This window comes from Vibrio sp. 10N.222.54.A3, assembly GCF_041474095.1.
In the GTDB taxonomy this organism is placed as follows: Bacteria; Pseudomonadota; Gammaproteobacteria; order Enterobacterales; family Vibrionaceae; genus Vibrio; species Vibrio crassostreae_C.
In genome coordinates this window covers 18,992-42,280 of the sequence record NZ_JBFRTN010000024.1, presented here as the reverse complement: position 1 = coordinate 42,280, position 23,289 = coordinate 18,992, and the positions used below count along the sequence as shown (strand labels likewise).

Annotated in this window: 18 protein-coding genes; 8 read left to right on the top strand and 10 right to left on the bottom strand. The window is 45.3% G+C overall.

Going from position 1 to position 23,289, the window contains the following annotated elements:
* Positions 1 to 27: 27 nt before the first annotated feature.
* The 5 genes from AB4507_RS07315 to ebgR all read right to left on the bottom strand — a co-directional run bounded on the left by AB4507_RS07315 (position 28) and on the right by ebgR (position 8,502).
* Positions 28 to 1,461, bottom strand: a complete 1,434-nt coding sequence (locus AB4507_RS07315; protein ID WP_372182461.1) for an amino acid permease — start codon at positions 1,459 to 1,461, stop codon at positions 28 to 30.
* A 578-nt stretch (positions 1,462 to 2,039) separates the two neighbouring features.
* Positions 2,040 to 3,464, bottom strand: a complete 1,425-nt coding sequence (locus AB4507_RS07310) for an amino acid permease (RefSeq protein WP_372156552.1) — start codon at positions 3,462 to 3,464, stop codon at positions 2,040 to 2,042.
* A 142-nt stretch (positions 3,465 to 3,606) separates the two neighbouring features.
* Positions 3,607 to 4,059: a beta-galactosidase subunit beta gene (locus AB4507_RS07305; RefSeq protein WP_017066026.1), complete on the bottom strand. Its 453-nt coding sequence runs from the start codon at positions 4,057 to 4,059 to the stop codon at positions 3,607 to 3,609.
* Positions 4,060 to 4,062: 3 nt separating this feature from the next.
* Positions 4,063 to 7,194 (bottom strand): beta-galactosidase subunit alpha, encoded by a 3,132-nt coding sequence (gene ebgA, locus AB4507_RS07300; protein WP_372182460.1) that lies wholly within the window; start codon positions 7,192 to 7,194, stop codon positions 4,063 to 4,065.
* A 324-nt stretch (positions 7,195 to 7,518) separates the two neighbouring features.
* Entirely contained in the window at positions 7,519 to 8,502 is a 984-nt protein-coding gene (ebgR, locus tag AB4507_RS07295) for a transcriptional regulator EbgR (protein WP_017069515.1), read from the bottom strand.
* 393 nt (positions 8,503 to 8,895) lie between these two features.
* Between ebgR and galE the strand changes: the two genes are divergently transcribed.
* From galE to galM, 4 genes are all read left to right on the top strand, one after another.
* Positions 8,896 to 9,915, top strand: a complete 1,020-nt coding sequence (gene galE / locus AB4507_RS07290; RefSeq protein ID WP_372182458.1) for a UDP-glucose 4-epimerase GalE — start codon at positions 8,896 to 8,898, stop codon at positions 9,913 to 9,915.
* Positions 9,916 to 10,255: 340 nt separating this feature from the next.
* On the top strand, positions 10,256 to 11,311 hold the full coding sequence (locus AB4507_RS07285) for a UDP-glucose--hexose-1-phosphate uridylyltransferase (RefSeq protein WP_372182456.1): 1,056 nt from the start codon (positions 10,256 to 10,258) through the stop codon (positions 11,309 to 11,311).
* A gap of 238 nt (positions 11,312 to 11,549) precedes the next feature.
* Entirely contained in the window at positions 11,550 to 12,710 is a 1,161-nt protein-coding gene (gene galK, locus AB4507_RS07280; protein ID WP_372182455.1) for a galactokinase, read from the top strand.
* 111 nt (positions 12,711 to 12,821) lie between these two features.
* Positions 12,822 to 13,901, top strand: coding sequence for a galactose-1-epimerase (galM, locus tag AB4507_RS07275; RefSeq protein WP_372182453.1), 1,080 nt, complete (start codon positions 12,822 to 12,824; stop codon positions 13,899 to 13,901).
* A gap of 218 nt (positions 13,902 to 14,119) precedes the next feature.
* On the opposite strand, the gene AB4507_RS07270 is transcribed toward galM, so the two are convergent.
* The gene (locus tag AB4507_RS07270) at positions 14,120 to 15,118 is read right to left on the bottom strand and encodes a substrate-binding domain-containing protein (protein WP_017066816.1); all 999 of its coding nucleotides are present in this window, start codon (positions 15,116 to 15,118) and stop codon (positions 14,120 to 14,122) included.
* A 197-nt stretch (positions 15,119 to 15,315) separates the two neighbouring features.
* On the opposite strand from AB4507_RS07270, the gene AB4507_RS07265 reads away from it, so the two are divergent.
* Positions 15,316 to 15,648, top strand: coding sequence for a tRNA-binding protein (locus AB4507_RS07265; RefSeq protein WP_017060796.1), 333 nt, complete (start codon positions 15,316 to 15,318; stop codon positions 15,646 to 15,648).
* Positions 15,649 to 15,694: 46 nt separating this feature from the next.
* Here the strand turns inward: AB4507_RS07265 and AB4507_RS07260 are convergent, their stop codons facing one another.
* Complete coding sequence (locus tag AB4507_RS07260; protein WP_372182451.1) at positions 15,695 to 16,249, bottom strand: gamma-glutamylcyclotransferase family protein; 555 nt, start codon at positions 16,247 to 16,249, stop codon at positions 15,695 to 15,697.
* A gap of 288 nt (positions 16,250 to 16,537) precedes the next feature.
* Between AB4507_RS07260 and AB4507_RS07255 the strand changes: the two genes are divergently transcribed.
* Positions 16,538 to 17,722, top strand: a complete 1,185-nt coding sequence (locus AB4507_RS07255; RefSeq protein ID WP_372182449.1) for an NnrS family protein — start codon at positions 16,538 to 16,540, stop codon at positions 17,720 to 17,722.
* Positions 17,723 to 17,789: 67 nt separating this feature from the next.
* Here the strand turns inward: AB4507_RS07255 and AB4507_RS07250 are convergent, their stop codons facing one another.
* Positions 17,790 to 18,797: an adenosine deaminase gene (locus AB4507_RS07250; RefSeq protein ID WP_017069510.1), complete on the bottom strand. Its 1,008-nt coding sequence runs from the start codon at positions 18,795 to 18,797 to the stop codon at positions 17,790 to 17,792.
* Between the two features lie 354 nt (positions 18,798 to 19,151).
* On the opposite strand from AB4507_RS07250, the gene AB4507_RS07245 reads away from it, so the two are divergent.
* The gene (locus AB4507_RS07245; protein WP_017069509.1) at positions 19,152 to 19,469 is read left to right on the top strand and encodes a DUF3622 domain-containing protein; all 318 of its coding nucleotides are present in this window, start codon (positions 19,152 to 19,154) and stop codon (positions 19,467 to 19,469) included.
* 202 nt (positions 19,470 to 19,671) lie between these two features.
* Here AB4507_RS07245 and AB4507_RS07240 read toward each other — a convergent pair whose 3' ends face one another.
* Positions 19,672 to 20,718 carry a succinylglutamate desuccinylase/aspartoacylase family protein gene (locus AB4507_RS07240; RefSeq protein ID WP_372182448.1) on the bottom strand — a complete coding sequence of 349 codons (1,047 nt, stop codon included), beginning with the start codon at positions 20,716 to 20,718 and terminating at the stop codon, positions 19,672 to 19,674.
* Positions 20,719 to 20,989: 271 nt separating this feature from the next.
* Here AB4507_RS07240 and AB4507_RS07235 point away from each other — a divergent pair, with 271 nt between their 5' ends.
* Positions 20,990 to 21,529: a DUF3332 domain-containing protein gene (locus AB4507_RS07235; RefSeq protein WP_017070352.1), complete on the top strand. Its 540-nt coding sequence runs from the start codon at positions 20,990 to 20,992 to the stop codon at positions 21,527 to 21,529.
* 138 nt (positions 21,530 to 21,667) lie between these two features.
* Here AB4507_RS07235 and AB4507_RS07230 read toward each other — a convergent pair whose 3' ends face one another.
* Complete coding sequence (locus AB4507_RS07230) at positions 21,668 to 23,140, bottom strand: aminoacyl-histidine dipeptidase (protein ID WP_017069507.1); 1,473 nt, start codon at positions 23,138 to 23,140, stop codon at positions 21,668 to 21,670.
* Positions 23,141 to 23,289 lie beyond the last annotated feature (149 nt).

Here is a 23,289-nt window from a genome sequence, read left to right as displayed (position 1 = left end):
GAAGTTTAAATCAGAGTGCAGGGTAAACTAAGCGTTCGCCGGTTCAGGTTTTGCTTCTAGTTTTTTCTCTTCTGGAGATAAGCTCTTTTCATATTTTCCGTACTTCCACCACGCGTAGCCAAGGAAGATAACAATCCCGCCCACGTTGTAGAAGATGATGGTCATGATGTCAGCACCTGTTGGGAAGGTTGACGCAAAGAAGCCAACAGTGAAAATGCCGATCAGAATCGAGACCACGGTAATGCCTGTCATACGTGAGCCCATTCTGAAATCACGAGGTAAGTGATCCAACTTCAAACGTAAATTAAGGTACGCGATCATGATGAATAGCGGTGGCAACATCGATGCTGCAGCTGTCATGTTGATAATGGTACTCATCAGATCTTGAACCGTATCGGACGCCAGTGTCGGAATGAACATCAGTGGAATCACAATCAAGAACTGAATCCAAGCCGCACGCTCTGGAACGCCTTGTTTGTTTAGAGCGACCGTTTTCTCACCGAAGATACCTTTAGGGATTTCAGAGAAGAAAATCTTAACGGGTGTCGCTGTCCACATCAGTAGAGAGCCCAGCATCGCCGTGAATGAAACCACGCCCACAAAGCGATTCATTAGGATTTCAGATAACCCAAAGTGTCGTGCTAGCCCTTCGAATACCTGCACTGAGCCGCCAGTAAATTTAAGCTCTTCTCGCGACACAAACACGTTTGCTAGTACTGAACCCACCGAGTAAAGCGCTCCAATGAAGATACCGGCAATGATGATCACTTTAACGAAAGACTTGTGACCACCTTTGATGTCATTAACGTAAACCGCTACCGATTCTGCACCGCCAGCCGCCATGAAGATCCAAGTGATTACCCCAAGGAATGCCCAGTTAAAGCTTGGTGTCATCGCTTCAATGGTGATTGGGTCCGCCGGTTCGATACCACCGATCAAGGCACCGCCTGACAGCAGAATGTAAGACATGGTCAGAAGCAGCATCAATGACGAAGTTAATGAAGTGATAGGGCCTAATAGTTTCGCGCCGTTGTTAGAAATATGCGTCGCGACCGCAAACAAAATGGTACTCAATATCGCGGTGGTAATTGGCGTGAAGATGTACTCGAAACCTAAGAACGCATAAGACGCGTAAGCGATGATTCTAGGCAGTAGAGACGTGAAGAAGAATAGGTTAACAAACCAGTATGTGTAAGCTGAAATAAACGCCCAGCGGCCGCCTAGAGAGCTTTTAACCCATGAGTAAACGCCCGCTTCTGAGTCTTTATTCAGGGATACGAACTCAGCAACAATCAGACAGAAAGGAACAAAATAAAAGATGGTTGCTAAAAAGAACATCGGAGCCGAGGAGAGGCCGATTTCGATGTTGTTATTAATGATGTTATTGAAGCTATATACCGCCGCGAAGGTCATAGACAGTAGGGCAAACTTGCCTATCGTACTGCGTTTATTATCGGACATGATGTTCTCCGGTGAATCACGTTGATGATCGTTATAACTTGGTCCTAGATAGGGTGAATCTAGGCCGCACTTTTATTGTTATGTTGGTTTGGCAAACACCAGCTTTGCTTTGTCAGGGTTGGCTCGTTGTTATTTTTATTCGATGTACGATCGGACGCATAAGTATTGGTTTTTATTGATTTCAGTAAATTTATTACCGAAATCAAGGGGCAAAGACTAATGCGTTCTACAAAGAGATTACGTATTTCATAAGCGACGTTTTTATGGGGCTTGTAGGGGCTTTGTGTCGTTTTTTTTATATGAACCAGTTTGTCTCTTCAGCAAGAAGATTAAAGATTAAGCGGCGGGAAGTTAATCGAAATTGATCAAATATGTGACATTGAGTAAATATATTTAGTTAATGTTTTACCTTGGTTTTTGTAGCTGTTTTATTTAGCGACTTATCGGTGTTTATGAGAGGTCTACACTTGACGGAATGGCGTTTTTATTCTTGTTATTAAAGTTTTAATTGGTTGATTTAAATGAAAAAAAAGCGCCGTATTAGGCGCTTTTTTATAAATACTGAAGGTTAACTAAGGTTACGACTGCTTAGCCGTTTCTAGCTTAGCTTCTTTTCCTGCTTGCTTCTTTTCAAAGCGAGAGATCCACCACCATGCAATGCCGGAGAATACCGCTGTCATAAATACGTTGATGAAGAAGGCTTGAACTAGGTCTACACCTGTTGGGAAGGCTGACGCTGTCATGCTCACAACGAAGATACCAATAAGTACTGATACTACTGCCATACCTTGAACTCGAGTACCCATACGGAAATCACGCGGTGTTTCGTCGTGTTTCAAGCGGAATACAAAGTAGGCCACCATGATGAAGATTGGCGGTAGCATTGCGGTACCTGCTGTTAGATTGATTGCTGTATTCATCATGTCTTGTACAGATTCAGAGCCGAAGCCGTTCACCACAAGCATCACGAATACAAACGCGAACTGCCACCAAGCTGCACGTACTGGCACACCGTGTTCGTTAAGCTCTGTTGTCTTCTCGCCGTAAACACCTTTAGGAATTTCAGAGAAGTGAATTTTTACTGGAGCTGCTGTCCACATCATCATCGAACCGAACATAGCAACGAATAGGATAATACCGACGAAGCGACCCGTTAGAGATTGTGAAATGTCGAAGTAGTTCGCCATACCTGTGAAGATTTCAACCATGCCGCCAGCGTAGGTCAGTTCATCACGAGCAACGAATACGTTTACTAGAAGAGAGCCCACTGCGTACATTGCGCCGATTGCGATACCTGCACCAATGATAACCTTGATGAAAGACTTGTGACCGCCCTTAACATCGTTTAGGTAAGCGGCTGCGGTTTCTGCACCACCGGCTGCTTGGAAGATCCAACACATGATACCTAGCGTTGCCCAGTTGATGGTCGGTGTCATTGCTTCAAGCGTGATTGGTTCTACTGGCTCATGGTTGCCGCCCAGTGCCATTAGTGCACCGATAACGTAGATTGCAAACAGAGCGAATACACCGTAGGCCACGATCTCGGCAATCTTACCTAGCCAGCTCGCGCCTTTGGTTGAGATGTGAGTTGCTGCAGCAAACAGAGCAATCGAGATAGCCGATGTGACGACTGGCGAGAAGGCGTATTCATAGCCCAACATCGCGTAAGACGCATAGGCGATTACGTTTGGTAGCAGGGATACAAACCAGAAAAGGTTTACGAACCAGTATAGGAAGGAACCTAGGTAGGCTGCTTTTGAGCCTAGTGGTTTTTTTAGCCAGTCATACATGCCTGACTCAGAATTTTTATTTGCTGATACGAATTCAGCAATGATGAACACGAACGGAATGAAGTAAATAAGGGTCGCGAGCAAAAAGATAGGGGCTGAACTCAATCCCAATTCGATGTTGTTGTTTACAATGTTGCGAACGTTAAATACCGCTGCAAATGTCATGGAGAGTAGGGCAAATTTGCCTAACTTACCGCGTACAGATTCAGACATAGTGTCCTCCGAGGAATCACGTAATTATAGTCGTTATTTCTCAATGCTTCCTTGTAGGGAGGAAGCATTGAGGCTTTGTTCAGCATGTTGGAGCCTTGAACGGCAAGGCTCGATACATACTGTGAATAGATAGCGTTATTGTTTATTTATTGAGGAAGTAACCGTCTTCAATGGTCACTTTCAGTACCACTTTTCGAACTCGGTTATCACCGTGGAAACGGTAAGCCTGATTGTTGTCAAAGATCGCCACTTGGCCTTCAGCTAGCTCACGAGTTTCACCGTTCCCCATTAGGTGTTCGCGGTCGGTTTCATCGCTATAAGCTTGGATCTGCTCTAGCTCTGATTTCGCTGCGAATTCAACCGTTTCACGGCCTTCTAGGTAGTAGTGCACGTCGAAGTAACGACGATTACCGGTGAAGTTTTCTGTGTTACGAGCCACACCGTCTTCAATCATGTAAGCCAGTGAATCACCAATTGAATACATCACGCCATCTTTGATGTTTCCGATGTTTTCAATCGCTTCTACACAGCGTTGCCATTTACGACCATCGCGGTAGACGACTTTAAATTGTTCTAAGTTCTCTAAAACGATCATCGCTTATGCCTCGTTCAGTTGTGGTTGAGCTTTTGGTGCATTCACCGTAAAAAACTCATCGCCAAAGTTGTGATTGATTAGGTGCTGCGCATCGCAATCGCCTGCTTGGAATGGAATCAGAGTTAAACCGTAGCGGAACTCGTCCATGTAAACGCGGTAAGAATCGAGCACTTCGCTGCCCCAAGAGTTAGAGCCTAAGCCCATCACTTGGTGATCTAGGTTTAACGTGATGTAACCGCTTTTCTCTAGCTCAATGGTGTGTTGTGCTTGGTGCAGGTTTTGGTTGGTGTAGAACCATGCGCTGAAGTTGATTTCTTGCTGTGGTTTTACTGCAATACCATTACCCGCGCGGCTTGAAAGCGCAGCCCAACGAACGTGTTGGCGGTTGCCGTTGTTCTGTGGGAACGGGTAGTTCTCGAACATGTCTGCAACGGTTGATTGGTACACATCAATCATGTTGGCTTGCTTGCTGTCTTGGTAGTTCTCTTCAGGGCCGCGTCCGTAATATTGGACTTGGTCGAAGTCGCCGTTGATGCCCATATCAAAACCAATCACAGGAATTACATGAGGGTACTCACCGTAACATTCGCCGCTTAGCTCAACGTTCAATTGGCCTTCAGCATTAACTTGGTAGCGATATTCACAACGCATGCCGAAATCGAATACTGGTGGAGCAATGATGCTGGTGGTGGTGATCTCTACCTTGCCATTTACCTGTTCAACGTTAACGCATTCAAGGTCAATGCTACGGAAGTGCTCCTGCATAATTTGCACGTGTGCAGGCTCCCAGTAACCATCGTGCTCTTGTTTATGGTTATCGATCATTGGCTTGAAGAAGTTGATTCGTGGTTCTGACTTAATCATCTCTTCGCCATTGACCAACCATGACGTCAGCTTGCCGTTCACTTTCGAGAAGTTCAGTGCGAAGTTGTGGCCTTTGATTAGGTAAGCTAAACGAGACTCTTCCACATTCAGTGCTGTCGCATTGTTGTTAGTGAAGGCTTCTAGCTGTGCTGTGTTCTCTTTCACTTGGAATTGATACACCGCGATGTCGTGGTTCGCTTCGCTGTAAGGCGTACGAGAATCCTTGCGCACGGTAAAGTTCACAAACACTTCGCGCTCATCAAGTTGTGGCAAGTTAAGTGTCAGTTCACGGCTCGAGTTTTCTGCCAGTTCTTCAATCTTGATGTGTTGCACAGCAATGGTTTCACCTTCAGCACGGATTTCCGCAGTGATGGTGTAGTCATCGATGTTTGAGAACCAAAGTTTGTTGTCTACTGTGAAGGTGCCGTCTTCAGCATTGAAGTCACGGATCTTCACTGGTGCGATAACCTGCTTGTACTCTTTTAAGCCTGGCCCCGGTGTTTGGTCTGGGTAGATCAAACCGTCCATGCAGAAGTTGTAGTTGTTCGGGTAGTCACCGTAGTCACCGCCGTACTTATAGAACTCAGTACCCGCTTCATCACGCGCTAGAATGCCGTGGTCACACCATTCCCAAACGTAGTGACCTTGAATTGCATCGTGCTTGTAGAACACGTTTTGGTATTCGGTTAAGCCACCTGGGCCATTACCCATTGCGTGTGCGTATTCACAGATAATGCGTGGTTTTTCGTGTGGGAATTCACCGAAGGCATTCATCAGTTGAGCACGTGAGTACATGGTTGAAATGATGTCGACCACTTCAGCATCGCGGTCTTCTTCATAGTGAACCAAGCGGGTGTCATCAATCGCTTTTGCCGCATCGTACATAGAGCGGATATTGCAGCCGTAGCCTGATTCGTTACCTAAAGACCACATGATGATAGAAGGGTGGTTCTTCTGAGCGTGGATATGACGTTCGATACGTTCAATAAACACCGCTTCCCATGCGGCATCGTTAGTGATGCGGCTTAGGTCGCCAACGTTAGCAAAGCCGTGAGTTTCGACATCGGTTTCGCCCATAACGAATAGGCCATAAATATCACACAGTTCGTAGAAGCGTGGGTCATTCGGGTAGTGCGCAGTACGTACTGAGTTGATGTTGTGCTGCTTCATCAACACCAAGTCTTTCTCAACGCGATCCATGCCCACAGCACGACCTTTCAGGTGGTCGTTGTCGTGACGGTTTACACCATGCAGCATCACGTATTTGTTGTTGATGTAGAACAGACCATCGCGAACTTTAATGTCTCGGAAACCAACGCGCTGTGGAATCACTTCTAGCACTTCGCCGTCTGTGTCTTTTAGCGTCAGCAACAGTTGGTAAAGGTATGGGTTTTCAGCATTCCATTGAACAGGGTTCACCACATCGATAGAGAATTGAGTGTTCGCATTGCCGCCAGTCTGTTGGTTAGGAACAGTTAAGTTATCTACTGAGCCTTGCGAGATAACTTGGCTGCCATCAAGCAATGCGTACTCAAGAGTTGCGTTAGTCGCTGCTGCTAGGTTTTCTAGAGCAACGTTGCACGAAAGGGTCGCGCTTTGGTAAGCGTCGTCAAAATCAGTACGAACCATTAGGTCTTGAACGTGAAGTTGTTCTTTACCAACAAGGTAAACATCACGGAAGATGCCGCCTGTCCACCACATGTCTTGGTCTTCAATGTAGGTTGAGTCGGCCCATTGCATCACGCGAATAGAAAGTAGGTTGTTGCCTGCTTTTACGTGGCTAGAGAGATCGAACTCAGCGGTGAGGCGGCTGCCTTTGCTGAAACCCACGTACTCGCCGTTTACGTAAACTTCGAAGTAAGTCTCTACGCCATCAAATTTGATGATGGTTTGCTTATCGTCCCAGCTTTCGCCAAGGAAGAAAGAGCGTTGGTATGCGCCTGTTGGGTTGTCTGATGGTACGAAAGGCACATCAATTGGGAATGGGAAACCTTCATCTGTGTATTGAAGATCACCGTGGCCTTCCATTTGCCACATGTTTGGAACCGTAATGTGGCCCCAGTCTTTCATTTCTTGAGAGTAGAACTCTTCAGGAACTAATAGTGGATTGGTGAAATAGCTAAAATTCCATTGGCCACTCAATAGTTGGAAGTGGCTGCTAAGTTCACGCTGAAACGTTTTTGCATTCTTTTCTGATGCGTATGAGAAGAAGTATGCACGCGGTGCCATACGGTTCTCATGTAAGTTCAGGAAGTTTTCCCAGTTGTTCACGTTGCCTCTCTCTCGGCCTAAATGCAATTTGCTGACCGACGTTCTTATGCGTAATTGGGTCGTAGTGAATACGAGTATTTTTGGACTAAGGTAATTATTAGTAAAAGTTTTACTAAATGAAATTAGTGAAAACGTTTTACTTTAACTCCATCACGTTTTTTATGGTCTTTTTACAGTGCTGTGTGATCCACTTAAAAGAATACTATTGGCTGTTTTATGAAGCAGGCTAAAGAGGCTGGTATGTGTATATAGGCGTATGTGATAGGCACAAAAAAGGCCACCTTCAATAAAGGTAGCCTTAGTTTATCTATTTGATACTTTTAACTATTTTGTCGTGTCACGCAGCTTTAATTTGCTTGGTACATAGACACGTAGTGGGATAGTACGGCCGTCGCGTACTTTCTCAATCAACAGGTTAACGCCTTGAATTCCCATTAGTTCAGAGTGAATACGAACAGTCGATAAAGATGGGAAGGTAAATTTAGCTGTTGGGATGTCATTTACACTGATCAGCGCAATATCTTCAGGAATGTTTAATCCGTGCTCATGAACGGCTCGTAAAACACCAATTGCGATGGAATCTGACGCAATAAACATGGCTTTAGGGTAGTCGCCAGTCGCTAGCATCTGTTTTGCAAGCTTATAACCTGAAGAGCTAGAGAAGTCACCACGGTAGATGTCTTGCTCACTGACAACATTTTTGAGGCCACCATATTCAGCAAAGGCGACTTCACGAATATCAGGGGTGTTGACGTCGTCTTGGCCACCAATAAAGCCGATGCGCTCATAGCCTTGGTTGATAAAGAAGTTGGTGATCTCTTTGCTGATCAAAGCCAGGTCGATATCGACAGAGTCATAAGGTTCTGAGTGATCGGTAAAATCGACATAACAGATATTATCGCTCAGCTTCTTAGCTTGCTCGATAACCTCTGGTGTCATTCTTCCGACCAGCAAAACACCTGTGATTGGCGCTGAATTAATTTGTATTTTACTTTCATAACAGTTGGTTAGCTTAACTTCCATCTTTTCACATTGGGTTTCAATCCCGTGGCGAATCGATAGGTAGTAAGGGTCGTTAACCTCTGCTTCTTGCTTGTAGTTATACAGTGCTAGGAAGTGATGGTTTTGTTTTTTACTGCTAACGGTTTTTCGTGAGCTGCTGGTTTTGTATTCCAACTTCTCTGCAATTTCAAAGATACGCCTTTTGGTCTCTTCCTTGACGCTTAATGTTGGATCTTCATTGAGAACCCTTGAAACTGTAGCCAATGATACATTCGCTTCAGTCGCGATATCTTTTAACGTTGCCATACTCACTTCCTGTTATTGGAACATTGCGCTGCTTTGAAATTGGTATTTAGTAAAAAAGCAATGCACCTCTTTATTCTACAGACCTATTGTAATCAAACTGGACGTCATTGCATTAACTTTTAGTAAAATAAATGCTCAACTCATCTGTGATGTCTCAAATCTAACTATCTATAATTATCTTATTAAAATTCAATGAATTAGATGTGTTTGTTTATAGGTTCTCCCTATGTCACGTTCAGTAACAATGATATGAGTTAGTGTAAACGTTTACACTTCGTGGTTTTGATCACAGAATTATAGTCAAAATGGCTGCTACTATTTCTGGCATACGGTGCTACTGAGCTGAATGTCAGTTCGAGTTAGTCCAAGAATGACGACAAAGAGAGGTTGATTGTGAAAGTACTGGTTACGGGCGGCATGGGTTATATCGGAAGTCATACATGTATTCAAATGATACAGGCGGGTATGGAGCCAATCATTGTTGATAACCTTTGCAACAGCAAAGAGCTAGTACTGGAGCGAATCGAATCATTGACCGGTAAGCGACCAACTTTTTATCTTGGCGACATTCGTGATCAATCTTTTCTAGATAGCGTGTTTTCAGAAAACGATATCCAAGCCGTGATTCACTTTGCTGGCCTGAAAGCGGTTGGGGAGTCGGTGTCTAAACCTTTGGAGTACTACGATAACAACGTCAATGGATCATTGGTGTTAGCTCGCAGCATGAAGAAAGCGGGCGTGAAAAGCATCGTATTTAGTTCTTCGGCTACCGTTTACGGTGATCCAGAAGTAGTGCCGATTACTGAAACTTCACCAACTGGCGCGACAACTAACCCTTATGGTCGCAGCAAATATATGGTGGAAGAGTGCTTGAGCGATCTGTTCAACGCGGAGAACGACTGGAACGTCACTTTACTGCGTTACTTCAATCCAGTTGGCGCACATCCATCGGGCACTATGGGCGAAGACCCACAAGGTATCCCAAATAATTTAATGCCGTTTATTGCTCAAGTAGCCGTCGGTCGCCGTGAAAAACTGGCTGTTTTTGGAAACGATTACCCAACAGTCGATGGCACAGGCGTTCGTGACTATATTCATGTAATGGATTTAGCGGACGGTCACGTCGCAGCACTAAAAGTGGTTGGCGAGAAAGCGGGCTTACACATTTACAACCTAGGTACGGGCAAAGGCTCAAGTGTACTCGAGATGGTTGAAGCCTTCGCACAAGCATCGGGTAAGCCGGTTCCTTATGAACTTTGCCCACGCCGCGCAGGTGACATTGCCGAATGTTGGGCAAGTACTGAAAAAGCAGAGCGCGAACTTGGCTGGAAAGCGACTCGCAGCGTGATGGAAATGACGGCAGATACGTGGAACTGGCAGTCGAATAACCCACAAGGCTATTCCCCTTCGTAATTGAAGCCGCAGCGTTGTTAGCTGCGCTTACCAATTCCAATTACATAGAAGATCTATGCTCATGGATATTGGAAATCTTGCTGCCTAGCTGCAACTCCAATTTCTTTGGGGAAGGCAAAGACAAGATATGAGAAAAGAGAGATTCCAGATATCTCGTGCCTCTATTCTGGAATGACGGATGAGCATAAGGCTATGAAGTGGTTGCCTTTGCACAACTAGCACAACGAGATCACACGTCATTCCCTACAGCGAGGAACGAGCGTGATAGGGAATCTCCTTGTAGAAGAATTATTCATCTTGGTGAATTGACCAAGACACAAAATTTGAGAGCAATCTAAACATGTCAAAAGTTGAATTTAACCCAGTAGACCACCCGCATCGTCGTTATAACCCATTAACGGGTCAGTGGATCTTGGTATCACCGCACCGAGCAAAACGTCCGTGGAGCGGCCAAGATGAAAAACCATCGACTGCGCAGCTTCCAGCGTATGAGAAAGAGTGTTTCTTGTGTCCAACTAACACACGTATCTCGGGTGACGAAAACCCAGATTATGACGGTACTTACGTATTCAGTAACGATTTCTCGGCGTTGATGCCTGATTCACCTGACGCTCCAGAGTCTGAAAACCCTCTATTCAAGACTCAAGGTGTTCGCGGGTTGAGCCGCGTGATCTGTTTTTCTCCGGACCACAGCAAAACGCTGCCAGAGTTACCAGTAAACAAGATTCGCGGTGTTATCGACACATGGAATGAACAGATTGAAGAGCTAGGTAAAGACTACCTATGGGTTCAAGCGTTTGAAAACAAAGGCGAGACCATGGGCTGTTCTCAGCCACACCCACACGGTCAAATCTGGGCAAACAGCTTTTTACCCAACGAGATTGAACGCAAAGAAAAACTGCTAAAAGAGTACTTTGAACAGCAGGGCACAAACCTATTAGTGGATTACGTTGAAGCTGAAATGAAAGACGGCTCTCGCACTGTGGTTGAAACTGAACATTGGATTGCTGTGGTTCCTTACTGGGCAGCGTGGCCATTTGAAACCATGTTGCTACCAAAAACACACATCCGCCGTATGAGCGAACTGACTGACGAACAACGTGATGATCTAGCGCTTGCGATTAAGAAGCTGACTAGCCGTTACGACAACTTGTTCCAGTGTTCATTCCCTTACTCAATGGGCTGGCACTATGCGCCGTTCTTTGAAGAAGGCACCGACATCGATCACTGGCAACTGCATGCGTTGTTCTACCCCCCATTGCTACGTAGTGCTTCGGTTCGTAAGTTCATGGTCGGCTACGAAATGCTGGCAGAGTCTCAGCGTGATTTAACCGCAGAACAAGCAGCGCAGCGTCTTCGTGATTTGAGTGACGTTCACTACAAAGAGCAGGAATAGCCTACTTCGTAGATAACGAGTGAGATTCCTGATATCTCGTCCCTCGATGCTGGAGTGACGGCCGGTGAAAGGCCTAGAAGTTTAGAAGCTTAAGAGCTTAGGACTTTGGAGCTTAGACGCCGATGTTGTCATTCCCTACCGTGAGAGACGAACGAGATAGGGAATCTAAAAGAATTAAAGTGGTGCCGTGAAGGGACCATAACCAATTGAACAAAGAGTTTAACCAGAGAGTTTACTTATGTCTGACCTAATCCAAAACGTGAAAGCATCTTTTGAGCAAGTCCTTGGTTACCAAGCGGCTCATATTATCCAAGCACCAGGTCGTGTGAACCTGATCGGCGAGCATACCGACTACAACGATGGTTTTGTTCTACCGTGTGCCATTAACTACCAAACGGTAGTCGCAGCGGCTAAGCGTGACGACAACATTGTACGCGTAGTATCAGTGGACTACGGCAATGCAGTGGATGAGTTCGATTTAACTCAAGAGATCACCTTCCAACAAGACAAGATGTGGGCGAACTACATTCGTGGTGTGGTGAAGTGCTTAAAAGGTCGCGGCTTTGAATTTACAGGTGCAGACATCTCTGTAACGGGCAACGTGCCTCAAGGTGCAGGTTTAAGTTCTTCTGCGGCACTGGAAGTGGTGATTGGTCAAACATTCAAGGTGCTTTACAACCTAGAGATCAGCCAAGCCGAAGTGGCGCTTAATGGTCAACAAGCTGAAAACGAATTTGTGGGCTGTAACTGCGGCATCATGGATCAAATGATCTCTGCTGAAGGTCGCGCAAATCACGCGATGCTTTTGGATTGTCGTAGCCTAGAAACTCAAGCGGTTTCAATGCCAGAAGATATGGCTGTGGTTATCATCAACTCAAACAAGAAACGCGGCTTGGTCGACAGCGAATACAACACACGTCGAGAACAGTGTGAAGAAGCGGCGCGCATCTTTGGTGTTCCGGCACTTCGTGATGTGACCATTGAGCAGTTTAAAGCGAAAGAGTCTGAATTGGATGAAATGGTCGCGAAACGTGCTCGTCACGTGATTACTGAAAATGACCGTACTGTTGAAGCGGCTCAAGCTCTGCGCACTCACGATATGAAGCGCATGGGTGAGCTGATGGCTGAATCGCATGCATCAATGCGTGATGATTTTGAAATCACGGTGAAAGAAATCGATACGCTGGTTGATATGGTCAAAGAAGTGATCGGTGAACGAGGTGGCGTGCGTATGACTGGCGGTGGTTTCGGTGGTTGTATTGTGGCATTGGTTCCACCTGCATTGGTCGATGAAATCAAAACAACCGTTGAACAGAAATATCAAGCGGCGACGGGGCTAAAAGAATCTATTTATGTGTGCCAAGCGAAAGACGGAGCTGGCTTAGTTGAAGTAATCTAACGGCTTCGAGACTTAATATAGAGCTTACCAAGTAAAAAGATCATGGTAGGCCAAATGCTAAAGCCTTTACTTCAGGTAGAGGCTTTTTACTGGCACTAGAAGGAATTTAGAATGACACAAGAGCAAAACCTGCATCAATCCATGACGCAGACTCCAGCCTATGATGGCCAACCCGCTCAGTTAGTGACGCTATCAAATACGCATGGCATGCAAGTGACATTCATGGATATTGGCGCAACATGGTTGAGCTGTATCCTGCCAGTAAAGGGAAATAAAAGAGAAGTTTTGTTGGGTGTTAACTCAATGGAGAACTTCGATAAACAAGCCAGCTATATGGGCACAACCGTTGGCCGTTATGCTAACCGCATTGCTAATGGTCGTTTCAAAATTGATGGTCAGAATTACAAGCTGGAAACCAACCAAGCGGGCAATACCTTACATGGTGGCCCGAACGGATTTGATAAACGCCGTTGGAATATTGCCGAGCAAAGCGAAACGTCAGTGGTGTATACTCTCGAGTCTGCTGATGGCGACCAAGGATTCCCGGGGAATTTGAATGTGTCGGTACGTTATGACATCACCGAAGACAATCGAGTGTCCATTAATTACTCTGCAACCACAGACAAGCCGACTGTAGTCAACCTAACGAATCATGCGTACTTCAATCTACTTGGCGCTGAAGCTGGACACGATTGTTTGTCACACATTGTCAGTATCAATGCTAATCAGTTCTTACCGACCAATTCGGTGGGTATTCCGTTAGGTAACCTTAAATCAGTGAAATCGACCAGCTTTGACTTCAATCAGCCTATGATGATCTCAGAGCGTTTGTTGGGCGATGAACAGCAGAAAGCAGCAAAGGGTTACGACCACTCTTTCTTATTGGCTGATGGCTGCAAACGCACTCAATGCGCCGCGACCGTAACCTCACCGGATGCGCTCGTCACACTAAAAGTATTTTCAACCAAACCTGCGATGCAGCTATACACCGGAAACTGGCTTGGTGGCACACCAAACCGAAGTGGTGGCAGCTATGAAGACTACGCTGGTTTGGCGCTAGAAACCCAGTTCTTACCTGACTCTCCTAACCACCCAGAGTGGAAGCAGGACAGTTGTATTCTCAAGCCTGAACAAGAATATAACTACAGTACCTGTTACCAGTTTGAATTTTCGGGGGATTCTTCAAACTAGTACGCTCTAGCTCAAAGCGGTTACGTCAATATCTTTTGTTTGTGAATAGGACGATGTGAATTATCGCGTTGTTCTTGGGGGATGAGCAAAAGTGGCGCTCAACAAGAGTGCGGTTTATTAAGCGCGATTGTTGAGTATCTGAGTAAGGTAGGAAAGCCCTAACAGAAGCGATTCTGTTAGGGCTTTTTTTGTTTATTGCTTGATGAGTCGACCAGAACCTAGACTTTCTCTACCGAATTACGGCGTACCAGAGTTGGAGAGAACATCATTGGTTCAGTTGAGGTGTTTTCACCTTTGGCTAAGTGCAACGCGAGTCGTGTCGCTTTCTCTGCCATCATCTGAATCGGATAGCGAATAGTGGTGAGCTTTGGATGAACATAGCGGGCAATCAAACCATCATCGAAACCGATGATCGACATTTTGTCTGGCGCTTGAATACCGTTTTCATCAAGGACAGACAAAGCACCAGCTGCCATGTAATCGTTGTACGCCACAATGCCAGTGATTGGCAGTGACTTAGTCAGAAGGTTAGTCATGGCGTATTCGCCACCGTCACTGGTCGGCGCTGAGTATTCAATATAGCTGTCAGAGAGCGCTATTTTGTAATCTGAGAGTGCCGCTAAGTAACCTTGGATACGCTCATCGGCATCTTCAATGCTATGCGATGAGGCGATACAGGCAATGTTCTTATGGCCATGGCGGATCAGATATTCCGTCGCAAGATACGCACCTTTTTTGTTGTCTAAGAAAATACAGTGGTTGGCAATCTCAGCAATATAACGGTTGATCAGTACTAAGCCTTTGACCTCTTTTGCATAGGCAATCAGTTCTTCGTCGGTGAGGCCTTTAGAGTGGATCACCAGGGCGTCACAACGGCTGTTAATCAGCAATTCAATCGCTTGTCTCTCTTCTTCACGATCGTGCGAGCCATTACCGACAAGGATATGTTTTCCGTTCTCACGAGCGACATTGTCGACAGCCTTAACCAGCGTGCCAAAAAAGGGATCGGAGATGTCACCGACCAATACACCAACAGTGTTCGTGCTTTGGCTTACCAGCGCTCGAGCATTGGCATTCGGTCGATAGCCAAGTTTAGACATCGCTTTAGTTACAGATTCTACCGAGCTTGCACTCGCCTTGGGAGACTTGTTGATCACTCGAGATACGGTTGCAACAGAAACACCAGCTTCCTTTGCTACATCTTTAATTGTTGCCATTTTTAACCTCTATACATTGCTTCATCTATTTAACACCGACAATGATAGTAAGGCAACGAAACTCTCATTTTACTTCCAGTAATGAGATCTTTACCGCTTGTAATTATTAGGCTTAATGCTAGTGTAAACATTTACATTTTACTTAATTTTAGTAAATGATTTAATGAGTGAAAATAAACCAATATAGGAAGTGAGAAATGGATACTGTCTCTTATGGTGACTTTGCTAAGTTAGAAATGCGTGTGGGTAAGATCATTGAGGTTGTGCGTCATGAAAACGCCGACAAGCTTTACATAGTGCAAGTGGATGTTGGTGACAAGACACTGCAAACGGTGACCAGCCTAGTCCCTTACTACACAGAAGAAGAGTTGATGGGTAAGCAGGTTGTTGTTTTGTGCAATCTAGCGAAGGCGAAGATGAGAGGCCACACTTCTGAGTGCATGTTGTTATGTGCCGAAACGGAAGATGAATCTGAAAGTGTATTGCTAACACCTGAACGTGCGATGCCTGCAGGTATTCGTGTCGTTTAAGCTCACTTTAGGTTGGTGAGTCAATGTGTTCACCAACCTAAATCAACTAGCTGCGTACAGTCAGTATCAAGCTATCAATCACACTGTGGTGGTGATCGGAAACCCCAGCAAGGTTGCCGTATTTAGGCTGGTGGCGATCATTTTCTAATGGGTGGTGCCAACCTTGTGTGTGTTTAACAAAATGCGCCGCAAAGCTTTCAGACACCTCTAAACATCCTGCCAATACCGTATCGACGTAGGTTTGAACGATAGGGCTGTTTTCGCAAGGTGCTTCAATCTCGTCTTTGATGTAAACCCAGATCGATTGATCCTGTTTGAACTCATCTTGGCTTTCTATCTGAGAGGCCTTTAATTCGATTCGGTGATAACCACGCTCACGGCGATCAAACTCAGCCAGTGCAATATCATCCACCTCAAGCAACACACCATTCACTTGTCCTTCGCCAAGATTGACGATCAAAGGTGATAACACATAGCTGTCATCGATCTTGCTCCAATGGCGAATCAAGCCATGAACAATCGCAGGGATCGCTTGCCCTGTCTGACCGGTAAGCTGACGTGAAGATGAGTTGATTAAACTGCCATAACCAAAAATATACATCGCATTCCTTGTCTGAGTTGTTCCATTTAAGTCTAGTCTTACTATATGTGGCGAGATACCAAAAGTCAGTAAGTTTCTATTTATACATGTATATGTCTTTATGACTCTTTTGGTTGTGTTTTTTTGACTTGTTTATTGGCTATTGAATCTCGTGAGTCGCTGTTTTTACTGGTTTTATCTAATTGGCGCGTTTCATGCAATGTGATCTGCATATTGCATCGGATTTGATGCACACAAAATTTGGTTTAGGTAATACCTTGGCCGCTTATCTGAGAATTAGGAGCGAGTTTGTTAAATATCACAGATAAAAGTGTAGAAGACGCGATTCCAGCCTACCTGCGTTTAGGCTTTCGACCTTTCTTCTTTTTAGGCAGTCTCTATGCAGTGATCGCGATTGTCGCTTGGGTCATCATGTTCCAAAACGGTCAGCCTGATATTTTAAAAGTTCCCGCACTGTGGTGGCACGTGCATGAGATGCTGTTTGGTTTCTCAATGGCGATAGTGGTCGGTTTTGTGTTAACGGCAGTACAAACGTGGACGGGTGTCAATGGCACCAAGCATTATCGATTAGCTGCGCTAGTCGGTTTGTGGCTCGCACCTCGTATTCTGTTTTGGACACCCGCTCCGTTATGGCTGATCTCGTCGGTTGAGGCGCTGTTCTTAATCTTCGCCGCCTACGAAATTGGTTTCCGAGTCGTGAAGTCGAAAGGCTGGAAGAATCTATTCTTTGTGCCACTGTTTATATTGGCTATCGTGGCGAACTTTGCTAGTTACGCGACCATTAAGGGGATGCCTCCATTCCCATCGTCTGCAGTTTGGCAGGCTATGTTGTGGTGGTTTACCTTGCTGTTATCAGTGATGGGTGGGCGAGTGCTCCCATTTTTTACAGCGCGTCGTTTTGATTTCGAAAAAGCGCAGCCCTTGGTTTGGTTGGAATGGTTAGCCAATCTACCTTTGGTTGGCTTATTTGTGTTGAGCTTCTTCCCATTGACCTTTGCTCAAGTCGGCAATGAGTTGATGGTATTTGCAGGTGTGACACAGTTGGTGCGCTTTATCCGCTGGAAGCCTTGGACAACACTATCAGAACCCTTGGTGTGGTCGCTGCATGCGGCTTACCTATGTATCCCTCTCAGCTTGCTGTTACGCGGTTTGCTAGATAACCCGTTCGCGAGCCATAACATGCTGCACCTGTTTGCGATTGGCGGTTTGAGTGGGTTAATTCTGGCGATGATCACGCGCGTGACAATGGGACATACTGGCCGTGCTATCTATAAAGGGCCAAGTATGGCTTTGGCGTTCTCGGCTATATTTATCGCGGCACTCGTTCGTAGTTTAGGTGTGACATTCTTCCCGGCGTATTTATTTGAGATGGTCAATATCAGCGCGGGTTTATGGACGTTAGCGTTCGGTCTATTTATCTGGAAATTTGGGATGATGCTGTTAACGCCAAGAGTGGATGGTCACCCGGGCTAAGCCAATTAGTTATCTATTGATATAGATAGGGAAGCTCAGAGCTTCCCTTTTTGATCTTGATAACTCATTAAGTACTCGCAGCAAGGTATTGGCGTACCTGTGTGATGAGATCTTCCTTGGCGTGAGGCGAGATAAAACTGGCTTCGATGGCATTAATACTGAACTGCGCCAATTCGTTTTTGGTCACTGGGTGAGCATTGGCGACGGCGAGGAAGTTATCATTCATATAGCCGCCGAAGTAAGCCGGATCATCGGAATTGATGGTGACGCACAGCCCTTTTCTCAGCAACTCGACGATGTTGTGCTCTTGCATGGTCTCAAACACCTTGAGCTTGGTATTCGACAGCGGGCAGACGGTCAGTGGTGTACGTTTTGCTATTAGCTGTTCCATCAACTCTTCATCTTCTACACAGCGAACGCCATGATCAATTCGGGTAATGCCTAGCAAGCTCAGTGCGTCGCTAATATTTTGTGCTGGGCCTTCTTCTCCGGCGTGCGCGACAGTCAGAAAGCCTTGGTTGATCGCTTCTTGGAATACATGTTTAAACTTCTCTGGTGGATTGCCCTGTTCTGATGAATCTAACCCAACGGCAATGATCTTATCTTTATAAGGAAGGGCTTGTTTGAGTGTTTCAAAAGCGCTGTCTTCATCGAGATGACGCAGAAAGCACATGATCAGTTGGCTGCTGATACCAAGCTCTTGCTCCACTTGATTCAAAGCTCGAGTAATCCCGCCAACGATGACTTCAAAGTCAATGCCGCGTTCAGTGTGAGTCTGAGGGTCGAAGAAGATCTCAGTATGAACCACATTATCTTGCTGACACTTCAACAGATAAGCCCACGTCAGGTCGTAGAAATCTTGTTCATGAATCAGTACGTTTGCACCTTGGTAATAGATATCGAGAAAGGATTGAAGATTGTGGAACTGGTACGCGTCTCGAACTTGGTCTGGGGTCTCAAAGGGAATCGACAGGTTATTACGCTTGGCGAGTTGGAACATCAGCTCTGGCTCTAATGTGCCTTCTATATGTAAGTGCAGCTCAACTTTGGGTAAATTTTTGATGAAGCTATCCATAGCAACTCCTTAGCTATTTTAATTATGAGCGGAGTAGGTGAGACAGTAGAGTCTATAAACCTGAGCAAGCAGGTATCTCTTTCATTTATCTCTGTTTGAGCATAGTTCATTTCATTGTTATCGATAAAATAGGATAGAAGTTGATGGTGAACCGAGAGTTATGAACCGATTGAAATTAGGCGCAAACGATTTGCAGCATTGGAGTGTGATCCGCTGCAAATATTTGCAGCAATATTCATTGATTTGTGCTCTAATACCGCGCTTACCAAGGGATGGTGTTAAAAGATGCTCACTTAGATGGAGTTATCAAAGTTGACCGATCCCTTAATGATCTCCCTTAGGAAAAAATAGAACATGTCTAAGAACAAAAAATTTGATATCCGCCTTACAGAAAAACGCAACGGTTGGTGTGCAGAGATTACTCGTCAAGTAACGTCTCGCAGCACTACAGTATCTAAGCGTGAGTCTGGTTTCGAAACTGAAGCTCTAGCACAAGAGTGGGCAGAGAAAGAGCTAGCATCTTTCATCGCTAACCAAGCTGAACGTAACGAGCGTAAATCAGAGCAACGTAAAGAGCGTGACGAACTACGTCACACTAAAGAGCTTAAAGCTGAGCAAGCACGTGAAGCGCGCGCTAAAGCTCGTGCAGAAGAGCAACAAGACGCTGAATAATTCAGTGCATGACTAATTTATAGATCCCTTAATTTTAAGATAAGGGATTTGTGAAAAAAAAGCCCCGATACAACTTTTTTCTTTCGAGTTAAAAGTGTTTTGGGGCTTTTTAGTTTGTGGAGTTCTGTTTTATTGTGTTTAAGAGCTCGGTTTGGCTTCTCGCTTTTAACGTCGAGCTCTTAAACTGTTAAGCATTGTCTGATCAGTTATTCAGTGCAGTTAGCCAATCGTCTTCTGCCACTTCTTCAATGTAGCTTTCTACTGATTGTCCTACTTCTTCATCGTCTTGCTTGAAGTAAGCGATGTGGAACACAGCATCACCTTCGTTGACCAAAGGCAGAGTTTGCTGACCAATCACGATACCGCCTTTGGTTGTGATCACTTGGCCTTCTTGGTGACCCAATGGAGAGCTGATGTAAGCAAGGGTTTGTCCTGCTTCAACCTGTTCGCCAAGTCTTACCATGTTACGCAAAATACCGTCTGATTCAGCGCGGATCCAGCTGGTGGATTTACTCAATACTGGCTCTGGTAACTTCTTACGGTTAGGGCGCAGCATGCCGATTTCTTTCATCACTTGATGCACGCCAAGGTAACCCGCACGAATCGCGAGGTGATCAAAACGCAGCGCTTCACCACCTTCGTAAGTTAATACAGGAATACCCAGTTTTTCCGCTTCGCTACGCAGTGAACCGTCGCGCAGTGGAGAATCAATAATCACGGGTGTTGCGAACGCTTTTGCGATGCGCAGTGTCTCAGGGTTCGATAGGTTTGCACGAATCTGTGGCAGATTGGTACGGTGAATCGCGCCCGTGTGTAGATCCAGAATGTAATCACAGTGCTTTGCCACGTTCTCAAAGAAGGTGTAAGCGATACGTGATGTTAACGATCCTTTCTCACTGCCAGGGAAGCAACGGTTTAGGTCACGACGGTCTGGTAGGTAACGAGATTTATGGATAAAGCCAAATACGTTAACGATAGGCACAACAATTAATGTCCCTTTCAGTTTCTTTGGATCAATCGCATTGGTCAGTTGTCGTGCAATCTCAACACCGTTTAGCTCATCGCCGTGGATAGCCGCATTTACCATCAGTGTTGGGCCTGCTTGGCGACCGTGAATAATTTCAATCGGGATCGAAAGTGGAGAATGCGTGTAAAGCTGAGCCGCTTGCATTTCAATCTCCATTCGCTGTCCTGGCTGAACAGTATAACCAAGTAATTCGAATGGTTGATTAGGTTTTAGTCTTGCCATTTAGGTTGTTCTCAACATGGTGATAATTCGTTAACACGGAATGTAGCAATCGTTGATTTTTAGTACGAATCAATCGCTTTACGGTGACGACAAAAGTTTTTTATGAAGGGGCTTCTGAATTGGTTTCAGTTTTTTATCTGGCTAATTGAAGGGTGTTTAAAATTTTGAATTTTCTGACAATACATTAACTTAGAGCTGATATTTGTCATTCAGTTCGTTGGTATTATCCACCGCCATTTTTTGGCGGCCAAATTCAAATATTGAGATCAAAATGAAAAAAACAATTTCAAAAGTTGTAGCACTAGCGGTGGTATCTGTTGCTTTATCTGGCTGTGTTGGTAGCAACGCAGTAACGGGTTACCTAATGAAGTTCAACATCAAGGCTGTTGATAACCGTTACGCTCGTGGTGGTTTGAACATGCTATTTGCACCTGCATACGGTCTAACAGTTGCTGCCGATTACCTAGTATTCAACTCACTAGAGTTCTGGACTGGTAGCAACCCACTAACAGGTGCTCCGCACATCTTTGATACTAAGACTGATACTTACCTAGACATCAACCACCAACTTGATCCGTCTCTAACGGAAGCGCCAGTGGGTCCTATCACGAGTGCAGATGTGATCGAAAAAGGTCAAATGCAGCAGATTGATGAAAACACGATCCAAATGGACATTACTTACCAGTCTGGTGAGCGTGCGACGTTAATCGGTGTTCGTGATGGCGAGATGGTGACGTACTTCATCGATGGCGAAGTTGTGGCACAAACTTCAATTGATGAGCTAGAAAGCTACGCGGCTTCACGCGCTTAATTGTTTATTTAGTCACAAGTAGTAGCTACAAAGATTAGATACAAAAACAGGTACTCATTGAGTACCTGTTTTATTTTGTCTCAGATAAACGGTGTTTACTGTAAAACACCATTTACTGAACAAACATAGCTTATCGAATTAAGCTTTTTCTGGGATCGCTTCAAGCAATGCAACCATTTGGTTCCAGAATAGCTCAACGGTGTCGATCTTCACTTTCTCATCAGGAGAGTGCGGAAACTTGATGGTTGGGCCGAAAGAAACCATATCCATGTTCGGGTAAGGTTCTTTGAATAGACCACACTCAAGACCAGCATGGATAACCATGATGTTTGGCTTGTGACCGTAGATACCTTCGTACATGTCGCGGAAGATATGCATGATTTCTGAATCTGCGTCTGGTTTCCAACCTGGGTAAGCACCAGAGAACGCGATGTTAGCGCCTGCTAGTTCAGCAACAGAGTGAAGCATGCTTTCTACTTGGCTACGACCTGAATCGATAAGAGAGCGGATCAGGCAAAGTACTGTGATTGAGTTCTCTTCTGTTGTGATAACACCTACGTTTAGAGACGTTTCCACAACACCTTCAATCTCGTCACTCATACGAATCACGCCGTTTGGACATGCGTTAAGTGCAGCGATAAAGCGAGCTTGGTCTGCTGACGCAAGTGCGCCCATTTCTACAGAAGCTTCTTCATTGAAAGTCACGATGCTGTCTTCTACTTTACCTAGCTCTGTTGAAAGCAGCTCAGTGTAGTAGTTGTATAGTGAAGCCAGTTTTTCTTGGTTTGCCGCAGGAACAGCAACCGTTACGAAACCTTCACGAGGGATCGCGTTACGAAGGCTACCACCTTTGAATTCGACGATGCGAAGGTCTAGCTCTTTTGCGTGACCCGCTAGGAAGCGAGCAAGCAGTTTGTTTGCGTTTGCACGACCTGTGTGGATGTCACAACCAGAGTGACCGCCTTTTAGGCCTTTTAGCGTTAGCTTACGTGTTACGAAGTCAGCTGGAATCGCATTACGAGCAATTTCAAATGTCATTGCGCCGTCGATACCGCCAGCACAACCCATGTACACTTCGCCTTCTTGCTCTGAATCGGTGTTAAGAAGGATATCGCCTTCTAACCAACCCGCTTCAAGACCGAAAGCACCAGTCATGCCTGCTTCTTCATCTACTGTTAGTAGAACTTCGATAGGGCCGTGCTGGATTTCGTTTGAAGCAAGAACCGCTAGGCAAGAAGCCATGCCCATGCCGTTATCAGCGCCAAGCGTTGTGCCTTTAGCTGTAACCCACTCACCATCAATGTATGGTTGAATTGGATCTTTAGCAAAGTCATGAACTGTGTCTTCGTTCTTTTGTGGAACCATATCGATGTGAGCTTGTAGCACTACACCTTTTTTGTTTTCCATACCCGCCGTTGCTGGCTTTTTGATGAATACGTTCCCCGTTGGGTCACGACGTACATCTAGGCCTTGCTCTGTTGCCCAAGCAATAATGTATTGAGCAAGCTCTTCTTCATGCTTAGAAGGGTGTGGGATTGAGCAAATCTTATCGAAGAACTGCCAGATAGGGGTAGGGGATAATTTACTGATCTCAGAATGGAATTCAGACACGGATGACTCCTTTTTTATTTAATAACCATATATTTAGGTTTTGCATGGGGGAAAACCTAGAACAAAAATCTAAAATATGGGTCTGTTTTGATGGCAACAGCATACCACTTGAGCGTTTTGACGAGTAGCGGTTCTAAACCTCAAATAGC

Bases quoted from the DNA above. Each gene is read 5' to 3' on its own strand.
- AB4507_RS07250 (WP_017069510.1), bottom strand. From the start codon at position 18,797: ATGGATAGCTTCATCAAAAATTTACCCAAAGTTGAGCTGCACTTACAT.
- AB4507_RS07260 (WP_372182451.1), bottom strand. From the start codon at position 16,249: ATGTATATTTTTGGTTATGGCAGTTTAATCAACTCATCTTCACGTCAG.
- AB4507_RS07315 (WP_372182461.1), bottom strand. From the start codon at position 1,461: ATGTCCGATAATAAACGCAGTACGATAGGCAAGTTTGCCCTACTGTCT.
- AB4507_RS07270 (WP_017066816.1), bottom strand. From the start codon at position 15,118: ATGGCAACAATTAAAGATGTAGCAAAGGAAGCTGGTGTTTCTGTTGCA.
- AB4507_RS07285 (WP_372182456.1), top strand. From the start codon at position 10,256: ATGTCAAAAGTTGAATTTAACCCAGTAGACCACCCGCATCGTCGTTAT.
- galK (WP_372182455.1), top strand. From the start codon at position 11,550: ATGTCTGACCTAATCCAAAACGTGAAAGCATCTTTTGAGCAAGTCCTT.
- AB4507_RS07265 (WP_017060796.1), top strand. From the start codon at position 15,316: ATGGATACTGTCTCTTATGGTGACTTTGCTAAGTTAGAAATGCGTGTG.
- AB4507_RS07305 (WP_017066026.1), bottom strand. From the start codon at position 4,059: ATGATCGTTTTAGAGAACTTAGAACAATTTAAAGTCGTCTACCGCGAT.
- AB4507_RS07240 (WP_372182448.1), bottom strand. From the start codon at position 20,718: ATGGCAAGACTAAAACCTAATCAACCATTCGAATTACTTGGTTATACT.
- ebgR (WP_017069515.1), bottom strand. From the start codon at position 8,502: ATGGCAACGTTAAAAGATATCGCGACTGAAGCGAATGTATCATTGGCT.
- AB4507_RS07310 (WP_372156552.1), bottom strand. From the start codon at position 3,464: ATGTCTGAATCTGTACGCGGTAAGTTAGGCAAATTTGCCCTACTCTCC.
- AB4507_RS07245 (WP_017069509.1), top strand. From the start codon at position 19,152: ATGTCTAAGAACAAAAAATTTGATATCCGCCTTACAGAAAAACGCAAC.
- galM (WP_372182453.1), top strand. From the start codon at position 12,822: ATGACACAAGAGCAAAACCTGCATCAATCCATGACGCAGACTCCAGCC.
- AB4507_RS07235 (WP_017070352.1), top strand. From the start codon at position 20,990: ATGAAAAAAACAATTTCAAAAGTTGTAGCACTAGCGGTGGTATCTGTT.